The sequence below is a fragment of the Paraburkholderia sp. CNPSo 3272 genome (assembly GCF_024206495.1).
Taxonomy (GTDB): domain Bacteria; phylum Pseudomonadota; class Gammaproteobacteria; order Burkholderiales; family Burkholderiaceae; genus Paraburkholderia.
Genome location: NZ_JAMBPQ010000028.1, coordinates 1 through 13792 on the forward strand (window position 1 = coordinate 1; position 13792 = coordinate 13792).

At 66.5% G+C, this 13792-nt stretch carries 11 protein-coding genes; 6 read left to right on the forward strand and 5 right to left on the reverse strand.

Annotation, left to right across the window (positions count from 1 at the left end; all coding sequences use genetic code 11):
- Positions 1-301 precede the first annotated feature (301 nt).
- The 5 genes from M3I53_RS26875 to M3I53_RS26895 all read right to left on the reverse strand — a co-directional run bounded on the left by M3I53_RS26875 (position 302) and on the right by M3I53_RS26895 (position 6384).
- A complete protein-coding gene (locus M3I53_RS26875) occupies positions 302-1225 on the reverse strand; it encodes a spermidine synthase (RefSeq protein ID WP_254318908.1) in 924 nt (307 codons plus the stop codon).
- Positions 1226-1489: 264 nt separating this feature from the next.
- Entirely contained in the window at positions 1490-2050 is a 561-nt protein-coding gene (locus M3I53_RS26880) for a DNA-deoxyinosine glycosylase (RefSeq protein WP_254318910.1), read from the reverse strand.
- A gap of 19 nt (positions 2051-2069) precedes the next feature.
- The gene (locus tag M3I53_RS26885) at positions 2070-2726 is read right to left on the reverse strand and encodes a chorismate lyase (protein WP_254318912.1); all 657 of its coding nucleotides are present in this window, start codon (positions 2724-2726) and stop codon (positions 2070-2072) included.
- Positions 2727-2839: 113 nt separating this feature from the next.
- Positions 2840-4753, reverse strand: coding sequence for a molecular chaperone HtpG (gene htpG / locus M3I53_RS26890; protein WP_254318913.1), 1914 nt, complete (start codon positions 4751-4753; stop codon positions 2840-2842).
- Positions 4754-4887: 134 nt separating this feature from the next.
- Positions 4888-6384 carry a PLP-dependent aminotransferase family protein gene (locus tag M3I53_RS26895; protein ID WP_254318914.1) on the reverse strand — a complete coding sequence of 499 codons (1497 nt, stop codon included), beginning with the start codon at positions 6382-6384 and terminating at the stop codon, positions 4888-4890.
- A 190-nt stretch (positions 6385-6574) separates the two neighbouring features.
- On the opposite strand from M3I53_RS26895, the gene M3I53_RS26900 reads away from it, so the two are divergent.
- The 6 genes from M3I53_RS26900 to M3I53_RS26925 all read left to right on the forward strand — a co-directional run bounded on the left by M3I53_RS26900 (position 6575) and on the right by M3I53_RS26925 (position 13749).
- On the forward strand, positions 6575-7264 hold the full coding sequence (locus M3I53_RS26900) for a VOC family protein (RefSeq protein ID WP_254318916.1): 690 nt from the start codon (positions 6575-6577) through the stop codon (positions 7262-7264).
- Between the two features lie 22 nt (positions 7265-7286).
- Positions 7287-8192, forward strand: coding sequence for a DMT family transporter (locus M3I53_RS26905; protein WP_254318918.1), 906 nt, complete (start codon positions 7287-7289; stop codon positions 8190-8192).
- A gap of 109 nt (positions 8193-8301) precedes the next feature.
- Positions 8302-9501, forward strand: coding sequence for a PLP-dependent aminotransferase family protein (locus M3I53_RS26910; protein WP_254318919.1), 1200 nt, complete (start codon positions 8302-8304; stop codon positions 9499-9501).
- A gap of 72 nt (positions 9502-9573) precedes the next feature.
- Entirely contained in the window at positions 9574-10038 is a 465-nt protein-coding gene (locus tag M3I53_RS26915) for a RidA family protein (protein WP_254318923.1), read from the forward strand.
- 137 nt (positions 10039-10175) lie between these two features.
- On the forward strand, positions 10176-11054 hold the full coding sequence (locus M3I53_RS26920) for a PhzF family phenazine biosynthesis protein (protein WP_254318925.1): 879 nt from the start codon (positions 10176-10178) through the stop codon (positions 11052-11054).
- A 319-nt stretch (positions 11055-11373) separates the two neighbouring features.
- The gene (locus M3I53_RS26925; RefSeq protein ID WP_254318927.1) at positions 11374-13749 is read left to right on the forward strand and encodes an EAL domain-containing protein; all 2376 of its coding nucleotides are present in this window, start codon (positions 11374-11376) and stop codon (positions 13747-13749) included.
- The last annotated feature ends 43 nt before the right edge of the window (positions 13750-13792 follow it).

A 13792-nucleotide genomic window follows, 5' to 3' on the forward strand; every position in this document is an offset into this window, starting at 1 on the left:
CCGCACACCTGCCAGATCTACCTCCCCGGTCTTTGATGGTTGTGGACTTCGCGATCATTTGCTCGCTCGTCCGACCTGGTGGGCCTCATATCTGGTTTCTGTTCGTCAGGTCGCGGCTTTGCTACACGCTTCCTTCAGACCCCGCCTCGCGACGACGCCCTTGCGTTTCACTAGCCCTTCGCCCCATCTGGCTGGGCAGGGGACTCTCACCCCCAAGCTGTTGCGCATGCTCGGCGCACAAAAAAAACCGGCCCTGAAGCCGGTTTCTGTGCCGCAACGGCGTTGCCGCCGTTCGCGCGGATCAGATCGAGAACGACGCGCCGTGCTGTCCGCTCGATTCGCGCAGCGCCTTGACCCACTGGTGCGCCGGCAGGCCGAGCTTGCTTTCGAGCAGGCGCGCGCGCTTTTCGAGCGCATCGAAGGTGACTTCGAGCGCCGGGCCCGAGAACGCGAGCGCGACGCGATTGCCTTCGTGCACTTCGGGCAGCGCGATCACGCGGCCTTCGAAAGCTTCGTTCAGGCGCTTCATGTTGCGCACGAAGCTCGGGTGGTCGCCGAACAGGTTGATCGTTGCGACGCCGGCATCGGTCAGGCAGGCGCGCACGGCGCGGTAGAACGCCACGCTGTCGAGTACCGGGCCGCGCGCGGTCGCGTCGTACACGTCGATCTGCAGCGCGCCGATGGTGCCGTGATTGACGCGGTCCTGCACGAAGTCCCACGCGTCGAGTTCGCGCACGGTGAGGCGCGCGTCGTCGTAGGGCAGATCGAACATCGTGCGCGCGGCAACCACGACAGCCGGATTCAGTTCGATCGCCTCGACCTTTGCGGGACGCAGATAGCGGTGCGCGAACTTGGTGAGCGCGGCGGCGCCCAGGCCCAGTTGCACGATGCGCTCGGGCGTGGCGAGGAACAGCAGCCAGGCCATCATCTGCTGCGCGTATTCCAGTTCGATGTGCAGCGGCTTCGCAAGACGCATGGCGCCCTGGACCCACTCCGTGCCGAAGTGTAGATAGCGCACGCCGTTCTCTTCAGAGAACGTGACCGGCGCGAAACGCGGCTTGCGCGGCGCTTCGATGACCGGGGCGTTGTCGAGTTCGTCGTCGGCGGCAGCGGCCACGCGGCGGGGGCGCTTCGTGACCTTTGCGGTCTCGCCCGACTGCGTCGCGTTACCGGTTTGCTTGAATGCGCGGGCCTCGGCGGAGGCGCGCTTGATGAGAGTCGTCATGTAGAAAATCGCTTGCTATGGGGACGCAAATGCAGGTGCATTTGCTCAGGCGACCGAGAGCATAGCATTCGCCGCGCTTCGGGCCTGATTTGGCAGGCACTTCGAGCGCCTGGCCCACGCGCTGCGCGAGTCAGTGGCTGTCGCCCGGGCAGGCGCCTGGCATGAGCATCATGGGCAAAATGATCAGGGGCAGACGTTTCTTGTTCATTATGGTCTCGTGTCCCGACGGGATGAGCGCGCGCCGCAGCGTGCTGCGGAATCATGCTAGCGGGGCGACGTTGCAGCGCGCTTACGTTTGTGTGCGCCAGCACTCATAGGCGCATCGGGGTCGCCTGTGAACGTGCCTAATGCGCGCCATTGCACGAGTTTCGCCGCGAAGTTCATCGACGCATATGCAGGACTGCTGGAGGGCAGGCGCAGAATCGTCATGGCTCGCGCACGTGCGCCAAGAATGCGCTCGCCGATGCGCGCCGCCGTGCCGCCGTTGAACGCGATCGCTTCGAGGGCGGGCAGGCGTTCGACAAGCGCGACGAGATCGTTGCCCTCGTGGTCGCGGATATCGCCATCGAGACTGCCCTCGCGGCGCGCCTGCGCCACGACGTCCCAGAGGCCCACGCGATGCGCGCGCAGCGTTTGGAGCCGCGCTTCGTACTCCATCGCCACGAGATCCTCGCCGATCACCTCGCCCACGAGATGCCAGAACTTGTTCTGCTTGTGCGCGTAGTACTGCTGATGCGCGAGCGACGCCTCGCCCGGCAGACTACCGAGGATGAGCACGCGGGTATGCGCATCGACGACGGGATCGAAGCAGTGCTTGAAGGTCATGGCAACAGATGCGGCACGTTCAACGCGGCGCGTGATACGCGCGCGAAGCGGTGTGATCGAGCGGGCCGCGTTCGCGTCCGAGATGCACGCCGGTTTCTTGCGCCAAAGGTCCGCTTGCAAGGCGCGACCACAGCGCGGGCAGCATGCATTCGGTCACGAGCAGCGGCGCGCCTGCGCGCTCGAATACCGAGCGGCGCGCGACGAACGCATGCGGCGCGCGCTTCGACTCGACCATGATTTCGCGCGCCGCGAGTGTGTAGAGCGGATGCCGCGCGCTCACGCGCCGGCTCACGAGCGCGGAGCGCGCCACACCGCTATCGCTATAGAGGAGTTCCGCGAGCGGCCGCGTGCGCAAGCGGCGCATGGCCTGCCACACGCCTTGGCTCGCGGCGAGCGGCGTCACGCTGTGCGCGGCGACGAACGGCACGCCATCGACTTCGAGCACGATCTCGCGCACCCACGCGCGCTCGCGCGGCGCGAGACCGAGCGCGGCACATTCATCGGACCAGGGCATGTCGACGGCTTCGCGCGTGACCCGCACCATGACGCGGCCGAGCGTGCGCAAATGCGCCGTGAGCGAACCGCCGCGCGTGAGCCAGTCCTTCTGGTCGGCGCTCAAGGCGGGCAAGGGCGTGACGCGCCAGTGCGCGTTAGCGGCATCGAATCGAAGAGGCATGGCGCGCATTATAGGCTGCGCGGATTTCAGTTCGCTGCAAGCGCGGCGGACAAAAGAAAAACCCCTTGCAGCGGGTAGCCGCAAGGGGTTTCGGTCATGCGAAGCCGCGCGCTTTAGCCGGCGCGCGCAATCAGCAATGCATTCGTACGCTTGACGAAGCTGGCCGGATCTTCCAGCGCACCGCCTTCCGCCAGCAACGCCTGATCGAACAGCAGATTGCACCAGTCGCCGAAGTCCGCGCTATCGGTGCGCAGCGCCTTCACGAGCGGATGCTCCGGGTTCACTTCGAGGATCGGCTGCATCTGCGGCGCATTTTGTCCCGCCGCTTTCAGCATGCGCTGCAGATAGCCGCTCATGTCGCCTTCGTCGGCCACGAGGCACGAGGGCGAATCGGTCAGGCGGAACGTGAGGCGCACGTCCTTGGCCTTGTCCTTGAGCGCTTCCTTCATGTGCTCGACGAGCGGCTTCAACTCTTCGCTCACCTTTTCCTGCTGCTGCTTTTCCTCGTCGTTGAGCGCGCCGAGGTCGAGGTCGCCGCGCGCCACGCTCCCGAGCGGCTTGCCGTCGAACTCGTTCAGGAACGACAGCATCCACTCGTCCACGCGGTCCGTGAGGAGCAGCACTTCCACGCCCTTCTTGCGGAACACTTCGAGGTGCGGGCTGTTCTTCGCGGCTTGCCACGTGTCAGCGGTGACGTAATAGATCTTCGTCTGCTCGGGCTTCATGCGCGCCACGTAGTCGGCGAGCGTGACGGTCTGCTCGTTCGTATCGTTGTGCGTGGACGCGAAGCGCGCCAGCTTCGCCACGCGCTCGCGATTGGCATGATCCTCGCCGATGCCTTCCTTGAGCACCTGGCCGAACTCGGTCCAGAATGTGGCGTACTTCGCCTTGTCCTCTTCGCTTGCTTCGGCGTCCGTAACAGCGTTCGCCATCTCTTCGAGCATCGAGAGCACGCGCTTGGTCACGCCGTCGCGAATCGCCTTGACGTCGCGGCTTTCCTGGAGGATTTCGCGCGAGACGTTGAGCGGCAGATCGCTCGAATCGACCACGCCCTTCACGAAGCGCAGATAGTTCGGCAGCAGCTGCTCGGCGTCGTCCATGATGAACACGCGCTTCACGTAGAGCTTCAGACCGCTCTTGTGATCGCGGTTCCACAGGTCGAACGGCGCATGCGACGGCACGTAAAGGAGTTGCGTATATTCGCTGCGGCCTTCCACTCGGTTATGCGTCCACGCGAGCGGATTCTGATGGTCGTGCGCGAGGTGCTGATAGAACTGCTGATACTGTTCGTCGCTGATCTCGCTCTTCGAACGCGTCCACAGCGCGCTCGCCTGGTTGATGGTCTCGTACTCGTCCTTCGTGACCATTTCGCTCTTTTCGGCGTCCCATTCTTCCTTCTTCATCTCGATGGGCAGACCGACGTGATCCGAATACTTCTGGATGATCGACTTGATCTTCCATGCGGAAAGCAGCTCGTCCTCGCCTTCGCGCAGATGCAGCGTGATCGTCGTGCCGCGCTGCGCGCGCTCGATCGTCTCGACGGCGAACTCGCCCTCGCCCGCGCTCGTCCAGCGCACGCCTTCGGCGGCCGCCAGGCCCGCGCGGCGGCTTTCCACGGTGATCTTGTCCGCGACGATGAAGCCCGAATAGAAGCCCACGCCGAACTGGCCGATCAGCGCCGCGTCCTTCTGCTGGTCGCCCGAAAGCTTGCCGAAGAATTCCTTCGTGCCCGAGCGCGCGATCGTGCCGAGGTTCGACACGGCTTCGTCGTGACTCATGCCGATGCCGTTGTCGTCGATCGTGATGGTGCGCGCTTCTTTATCGAAGCCCACGCGGATGCGCAGGTTCGGATCGTTCTCATAAAGTGCGCTGTTGGCGATCGCCTCGAAGCGCAGCTTGTCCGCCGCGTCCGATGCGTTCGAGATGAGTTCGCGCAGGAAGATTTCCTTGTTGCTGTACAGCGAATGGATCATCAGGTGCAGAAGCTGTTTCACTTCTGCCTGAAAGCTCATGGTTTCTTGTGCCATGGTCGAGTCCTCTTACGTTGCAGTTCTAGTCTGACAAATTTGTGGCCGCGAGTTCTCGGCAATGCGCTTCGCGGCGCGCCGCCCGCCCAGTTGGGGACAGACGGCGCCGGTTTCAAGAGCCGCCGCCCGCGAATTCACGCATGGGCGCCACCGCCGCGCCTAGCCACGCCTTCGAGGTAGTCGGCGAGGAACGCGGGCAGCGCCGGGTCGCCGCAGTTGGCGATGTTGAAGCGCATCCACGTGGTCGGCGACTGGTGCGGCGAAAACAGGCTCCCCGGCGTGAGCAGGAAGCCCGCTTCGTGGCCCGCCGCAGTGAGCGCGTCCGCGTCGACGCCGGTGTCCGCCCACAGGAACATGCCGGCGCCCGGCGCCGCGAAGAGGCGCAAGCCGGCGCGCTCCAGCATGCGCGCAGCCTTGTCGCGCACCCCATCCAGCCGCCCGCGCAGGCGCTCCACGTGACGCCGGTAATGACCCTCCGTGAGCACGCGGTAGAGCACGCGTTCGTTGAGTTCCGGGCTAGTCATGCCGACGAGCATTTTTTGGTCCGCCACGGCCTGGGTCACGTCGAGCGCGCTCGCGATATAGCCCACGCGCAGGTTCGGCGCGAGCGTCTTCGAAAAGCTGCCGAGATAGATCACGCGGCGAAGCTGGTCGAGGCTCGCGAGGCGCGTTGCCGGATAGCCGGCCGGGCAGAGGTCGCCGTAGACGTCGTCTTCCACGACGATGAAGTCGTACTGTTCGGCAAGCCGCAGAATGCGGAACGCCTGCGCGGCGGTAAGCGAGGTGCCCGTTGGATTTTGCAGCACCGAATTGATGACGAGCATTTTCGGCCGCCAGGTCTCGACCAGCGCTTCGAGCGCGTCGAGGTCCGGCCCTTCGGGCGTGTACGGCATGCCGACGAGCCGCGCGCCCTGCGAGGCGAAGCGCCCGAACATCTGGAACCACGCGGGGTCGCCCACGATCACCGTGTCGCCGGGCTGCACGTAGAGGCGCGCGAGCAGGTCGATCGCCTGGGTGATGCCGGAGACGAGCACGATCTGCTCGGGCGTCGCGCCGATCTCGAGCTCCGCCATGCGGGTCTGGAGCTGCTGGCGCAGCGGCAGGAAGCCTTGCGGCGAGCCGAAGCCCAGTAGCTGCGTGCCGCTCTGGCGGCCAAGCGAGCGCATTGCGCCGGTCAGCAGTTCGCCGTCCAGCCAGCGCGCGGGCAGATAGCCAAGACCCGGCCCTTTTTCCGGCCGCGTGGACGTGTGAAGCATGTTGCGCAGCAGCCAGACCACGTCGATGGTCGGTGGCGCGGGGGCGGCTACCGCGTCGGCGCGCACGGGGACGCCCGCGGCCACCGGCTGGCGTTCGCCGCCCGCCACGAGCGCCAGCCGCTCGCGCACGTAAAAGCCGGAACCGCGCCGCGAGTCGAGGTAGCCCTGCGCGACCAGACGCTCGTACGCCTCCACCACGGTGAAGCGCGACACGCCCTTGTCGAGCGCGAGCTTGCGGATAGACGGCATGCGCATGCCGGGGCGGAACACGCGCTCCTCGATGCGGCGGCGGCCCCACTGCACGAGCTGGTCGACGAGCGTGAGCGTGGCCGCGTCGTGCGGGGCGGGAATCTGGTCTAGCGGTACGGAGGACATGCGGACTCCCTGAACTCGAACTGTACAGAGCACTATCGGGCCGATTGTACCGTTACTGTCTGCAGCCATACCGGTACATTTGATCGCATGCGTACCGGTAAGGATGCGGTCGCGGCGTCGGCACACTGTTCGGGCGCGCGCCTGCCTCTTCCTTCCGGCCCTGGAAACTTCTGGCTCCGACCGCCCGCCCATGAACGCTTCGCCGCTTCGCCTCGATCACCTCGTCGTTGCCGCGCGCACGTTGGAAGAAGGCGTGCAGTACGTGAGCGACGCGCTCGGCGCGGCACCCACGGGCGGCGGCGCGCACCCGCTCATGCGCACGCACAACCGTCTGCTCGGGCTGTGGGGCGGTGCGTATCTGGAAGTCATCGCGATCGATCCGGCGGCGAAAAGCGACGCGAACGCCCGCGCGCGCCTCTTCGCGCTCGACGACCCCGCCGTACTGGCACGCCTCGAACAGGGGCCGTACCTGTCGCATTGGGTCGCGCGCGTCGATCCGCCGAAGAGCCTCGCACGCTGGCGCGAGCAGTACCCGCAGCGCATCCCCACGCTCGTGCCGATGACGCGCGGCGAGTTTTCGTGGCAGCTCACGGTGCCGGAAAACGGCGCCTTCCCGTCCTGGCAAGGCGCGGGCGACGGTATTCTGCCCTCGCTGATCCAGTGGGACACGGCGCATCATCCATCGCAGGCGCTGGCCGATACCGGCATCGCGCTCACGTCGCTCACCGGCTTTCACCCAGAGGCGCAAGCGGCGCGCGAACAAGTGCAGTGGCTCGGCGCGGCGCATCTGATCGCCGTGGAGGAAGCCCTCTCGCCTGCGCTCGTCGCGCAGTTCGAAACCCCGTCCGGTCCGCGCACGCTCGGCGCGCCGGCACGCTGATCCGTCGAGCGCAAAGTCCCGCATGAAAGCACGCGAAACACAAGGCATGCTGCTCGGCCTCGTCGGCGTCATGATCTTTAGCCTCACGCTGCCGATGACGCGCATCGTCGTCGCCGAATTCCACCCGCTCCTGAACGGCCTCGGCCGCGCGCTCGCCGCCGCCGTGCCGGCCGCGCTGCTGCTCGCCATCCGCCGCGAGACATGGCCCACCTGGCCGCAGGTCAAGAGCCTCGCCGTGGTGTCGCTTGGCGTGATCGTCGCGTTTCCGGTGTTTTCCGCCTTCGCGATGAAGACTGTGCCGGCCTCGCACGGCGCCATCGTCAACGGCCTGCAGCCGCTCGCCGTGGCGATCTACGCCGCGTGGCTCTCACACGAGCGGCCCTCGAAGGCGTTCTGGGCCAGCGCGCTCATCGGCAGCGCTCTTGTGGTCGCGTTCGCGCTCCAGGCGGGCGGCGGCTCGCTGCATGCGGGCGACGCCTGGATGCTCATCGCAGTCGGCATCGGCGCGCTCGGCTACGCCGAAGGCGCGCGCCTCGCGCGTCAACTGGGCGGCTGGCAGGTGATCTGCTGGGCGCTCGTGCTCTCGGCGCCGTTCCTGGCGTTGCCCGTTGGCTGGCTCGCGTGGGCGCATCACGTGGCGCATCCGGGCCCCGTCGCGCTCAAGACCTGGCTCGCCTTCGGCTACGTCACGCTGTTTTCGCAGTTCATCGGCTTTTTCGCGTGGTACGCGGGGCTCGCCATGGGCGGCACGGCGCGCGTGGGCCAGGTGCAGCTGCTGCAGATCTTCTTCACGATGGCGTTCTCGGCGCTCTTTTTCGGCGAACAGGTCGCGACCTCGGCATGGCTCTATGCCGCCGCGGTGATCGCCACGGTCGTGCTCGGTCGCCGCGCGGCGATCCGCACGGCCCCGGCGCCAGCGCGCGCATGAGCCGGTTTCGCGTCATAATTCAAGGTTTTCGGCGGCATCCGGCGGCGTGTGATCGCGCCCCATGCCGTCACTGAATGAGTCACTCGCCCCACCCCAACAAGGAGACCCCATGGACCAGAGCGATCTTAAGGCCGCGCCCGCGTGGCAACTGTCCGAGCGTGCAATCAAGCTGACCAGCTCGGCGATTCGCGAAATCCTGAAGGTCACCGAGCGTCCCGAAGTCATTTCGTTCGCGGGCGGCCTGCCCGCGCCGGCCAGCTTCCCGGCCGAGGAAATGCGCGCCGCCGCCGATCGCATCCTGCGCGACGACCCCTCGGGCGCCCTCCAGTACAGCGCGACCGAAGGCTATATGCCGCTGCGCGAATGGATTGCCGCGCGCCACTCGGTGGGCGGCGTGAAAGTGCGTCCCTCGCAGGTGCTCATCACCACGGGTTCGCAGCAGGCGCTCGACCTGATCGGCAAGGTGCTGGTCTGCCCCAATAGCCCCGTGCTCGTGGAAACGCCCACCTACCTCGGCGCGCTGCAGTCGTTCTCGCTTTACGAGCCGAAGTACGTCCAGGTCCCGACCGACGAAAAGAGCCTCGTGCCCGGAGGCCTCACGCCCGAACTCACGGCCGGCGCGCGCCTGCTCTACGCAATCCCGAACTTCCAGAACCCGACGGGCCGCCGCCTGCCCCTCGAGCGCCGCCAGGCGCTCGCGGAGTTCGCGAAGCACTCGCCCTTCCCCGTCATCGAAGACGACCCCTACGGCGCGCTGCTCTACGCGGGCGAGCCGCTGCCGACGGTGCACTCGCTCGCGCCCGAGCATGTCGTGCATCTGGGTTCGTTCTCGAAGATCCTGGCGCCGGGCCTGCGGGTGGGCTACATCATTGCGCCCGAAGACCTGCACTTCAAGCTCGTGCAGGCCAAGCAGGCCACCGACCTGCACACGCCGAGCTTCACGCAGCGCATCGTCTACGAGGTGGTGAAGGACGGCTTCCTCGACACGCACATCCCGAAGGTGCGCGCACTCTATCGCGACCAGTGCGAGGCGATGCTCGACTCGCTCAAGCGCAACATGCCCGAAGGCGTGAGCTGGAACCGCCCGGAAGGCGGCATGTTCATCTGGGTGACGCTGCCCTCGAACATCGACAGCATGAAGCTGCTGGCCGAAGCCGTCGCGCAGAACGTGGCCTTCGTACCCGGCGCGCCGTTCTTCGCCGACGAGCCGCAACACAACAAGCTGCGCCTGTCGTTCGTCACGGTGCCGCCCGCGAAGATCGAAGAAGGCGTGGCGAAGCTCGCGGCCCTGATTCGCGCGCACGCCTGACGCAAGCCCGGCGAAGGCCTCGCGCAGCGCCAGGCTTTTTCCGACTCAACACCCGAACGAGGAATCCTGATCATGGCTGACATCAACATCTACGACCGTCTCGAACAGCTCGGCATCACCCTGCCCCAGGCAGGCGCGCCCGCCGCGGCCTACGTGATGAGCGCCCAGAGCGGCAACACGGTGTACCTGTCGGGGCACATCGCCAAGAAGGACGGCAAGGTGTGGACCGGCAAGCTGGGCGAGTCGCTGACGACAGAGGAAGGCAAGGCCGCCGCGCGCTCGATCGCGATCGACCTGCTCGCCACGCTGCACGCCCATACGGGCGACCTCAACAAGGTCAAGCGCGTGGTCAAGCTCATGAGCCTCGTGAATTCGACGCTCACCTTCACGGAACAGCACGTCGTCACGAACGGCGCTTCGGAGCTGATCGCCGACGTGTTCGGTGAGAAGGGCAAGCATGCGCGCTCGGCCTTCGGCGTCGCGCAGATTCCGCTTGGCGCATGCGTCGAGATCGAGCTGGTCGCCGAAGTCGAGTAAGCGACATCGGCGAGCTTCGGTAAGGTGCGCGGACCCGCATCCAGGTCCGCGCACTGGCTCGTATTTTTCTGTTGTGCGTTCGCGCAACCTGGCGCACCTCTTGCGTCCGGCCTTACCCCTTCCACGATCGTCCCGCCATGACCCAGCACAGCGTCCGCTTCAAACAGGTCGACGTCTTCACGTCGGTACCCTTCAAGGGCAACCCGCTCGCCGTGGTGTTCGACGCCGACGGCTTGAGCGGCGACGAGATGCAGGCCATCGCGCGCTGGACCAATCTCTCGGAAACCAGCTTCCTGCTCGCCCCCGCCGACGCGCGCGCCGACTACCGCGTGCGCATCTTCACGACCAAGGGCGAGCTGCCCTTCGCGGGCCATCCGACGCTCGGCACGGCGCACGCGTTTCTCGAAAGCGGCCGCACGCCGAAGACGCCTGGCCGCCTCGTGCAGGAATGCGGCGCCGGGCTCATCGATCTGGCCGCCGGTGAAAACGGCGCATGGGCCTTCGCCGCGCCGCCCGCGCGCGTGACGCCGCTCGCCGCCGCGCAGTTCGACGCATTGCGCGAGGCGCTGCGCCCGGACGTCATCGACTTCTCGGCCGCGCCCTGCGGCGTCGACAACGGCGCGCCCTGGCTCGTCGTATGTCTCGCATCGGCACAAGCGGTGCTAGCGCTCGACGTCGACTACGAGGCGATCGAAGCGGTTGCCGCAAGTGTGGGCGCACACGGCGTGGCCGCCTACGGCCCGCATGAGGCCAATGGTCCCGCAACCTTTGAAGTGCGCTGCCTCATGACCGGACTCGGCAAGGGCGAGGACCCCGTCACCGGTAGCGCGAATGCCGCCATCGCCATGCTGCTTGAACAGCAGAACCGTCGTCCCGGCGCACGCTATACGGTGCGTCAGGGCACGGCGCTCGGGCGCGACGGGCGCGTGCGCGTCGAATACGACGATGCGGCGAAACAGATCTGGATTGGCGGGCATTCGGTGACGGTCGTCGACGGGACCTGCCGGCTCGGCTAAGCGCCTGCAGCAGCACCCTGGTTCATGCAAGGCGCATCGACCCCGATGCACCGCTTCGCAGCTATGCACCGCACATGGGCATCGCGCGCGCGTTGAGGCGACCCTCGCGTATACCCGGGGGACCACAGCTTCCTTAATCATTCCCCAACCAGTAATATCGAAACATCGGACGCATGACGCGTCCGGCGTGCATTGCGCGCGCGCAATCCACGTATTCCCCCAGCCATCCGTCCTTCATGCCGCCGACTCAACCGAGCGCATCCTTGCCATTCCGGCCGCCGCATCCGCGGTGTGAGTTCCCGCGCCTACGGCGGCCGCGATGAGCGCCACGCGGGGTCCGTTCTCGCGCGATTCGAGCCTGCGCAACGCGCCCGGCCCGGCATACACGCGTCCGCGCGCACTGCTCGCCATTCCGCTGCTCGGCGTGCTGGTGCTCGTGCTGCTGTGGGCGGTCATCTTCACGCGTCTGTCGGTCGAGAAGGAAGCCACCATGCGCGAGGCCACGGCCTCGGCGGCGATCCTCTCGGCGGCGCTCGAACAGCACACGGTCAAGGCGATCCACCAGGTCGACCAGATCACGCGCTTCGTAAAGTACGAGTTCGAAAAATCGCCTGGGCGCTTCGATCTCGCGAGCACGGTCGAAAAGGGCGTGGTTCAGAGCGACTCGCTCGTGCAGGTGTCGATCATCGACGAGCACGGCACGCTCGTCTCCAACACGGCCGATCCGAATCCCAAGCCCATCGACCTCTCGGACCGCGAGCACTTCAAGGTGCACGAGCACGAGAACGACGACCAGCTCTATATCAGCAAGCCGGTACTCGGCCGCGTGTCGGGCCACTGGACCCTGCAGATGACGCGCCGCCTCAATCACCCGGACGGCTCGTTCGCGGGCGTCGTCGTGGTTTCTGAGGACCCGAGCTACTTCACGAGCGACTTCTACAACAACGCCGCGATCGGCCGCGACGGCGTGATCGCCGTGATCTCGGACAGCGGCGCCGTGCTCGCGCGCCGCACGGGCAGCGCCGAGCGCGCGAACGGCACGTTCTCCGCGAGCGGCGTGTATCCCATTTCCGAGCACGTGTCGGGCACCTACGTCGATCCGATCGATCACGTCACGCGCATCGTCTCGTACCGTCATATCGATGGCTATCCGCTCGCCGTGCTGGTCGGTCTCTCGCAGGCCGAGGAATTCGCCGACTACAACCACACGCGCGACGTCTACCTGATGATGGCGACGTTCATCTCGCTCGCCATGCTCTCGTTCTTCGCCGTGGCCACGGGACTGATCGGCAAGCTGCTCGGGCGCGAGCGCGAGATGTCGCAACTCGTGCAGTACGACCTGCTCACGGGCCTGCCCAACCGTTACGCCACGCTGCAGCGTCTGCGCCATGAAGTCTCGCAGCCGGGCAACCTCGGGCGGCTCGCCATCCTCTTCATCGACCTCGACAACTTCAAGACGGTCAACGACACGCTCGGCCACAACGCCGGCGACATCGTGCTGCAGATGAGCGCCGCGCGCCTCGCCGACGCCGTAGGCGGCGCGGGCACGCTCGCGCGCATTGGCGGCGACGAGTTCGTGGTGATCGTGAAGGGCGACGACATCGAAAAACGCGCCATTGCGCTCGCCGAAGCCACCAACGCCGCGTTCACGCATCCGTTCGACGTGCGCGGCAGCGCCTTCGTGCTGCACGCGAGCACGGGCATCGCGCTCTTCGCGGTCGCGCACGAAAGCGAAATCGATCTGCTCAAGAAGGCCGACCTTGCGATGTACGCCGCGAAGGAAGCCGGACGCAACTGCTTTCGCTTCTACTCGCCGCAGCTCGCCCACCGCGCCGACCATCTGATGAAGTGGGAGCAGCAGCTGCGCGTCGCGCTCGCCGAGGACCAGCTCTTTCTCGCCTACCAGCCGAAGATCGATCTGCGCCGGCGCTGCATCACGGGCTTCGAGGCGCTCGTGCGCTGGAACCATCCGCAATACGGGCTCATTCCTGCGGGCGAATTCATTCCCGTGGCCGAATCCACGGGCCTCATCGTGCCGGTCGGCGACTTCGTGATCCGCACCGCGTGCGCACAGCTCGCGCAGTGGCAGCAGCAAGGCTACGAGTCGCTCACGCTCGCCATCAACATCTCGGCGGTGCAGTTCTGGCGCGGCGACCTGTACGAGACCGTGGCGCGCGCAATCGAGGAAACCGGCATTGCCGCGCACCGGCTCGAACTCGAGATCACCGAAACCGCGATGATGGAGTACCCGGAGCTGGTCTCGGAGAAGATCTTCGCGCTAAAGCGTCTTGGCGTGCGCGTCGCGCTCGACGACTTCGGTACGGGCTATTCGTCGCTGTCCTACCTGAACCGCTTCGCCGTCGACACGCTCAAGGTCGACCGCTCGTTCGTGCAGGCCATCCCCGCGGACCGCAGCGTGTGCGTGATGGTCTCGGCGATCGTCAATCTCGCGCGCTCGCTCGGGCTCACGGTGGTCGTCGAGGGCACCGAAACCGAAGAGCAGATCGCGTGGCTCTCCGCGCTCGGCCCGATCGAGGCGCAGGGCTTCCTGTTCTCGCGCCCGGTGCCCGTGGAAGGTGTGGCCGCGCTGATCGAGCGCTTCGGCGTCTGCAGCGCGACGCCGCCGGCGGGCACGCAAGCCGCGCACGAAGACCGCCGCAACGAGCGCCTGAGCGACGCGCCGCAATCGCGTTGAGGCCGGGACGGCGCGCAGGTTGCGCATTTTTCCACGCGTTCTC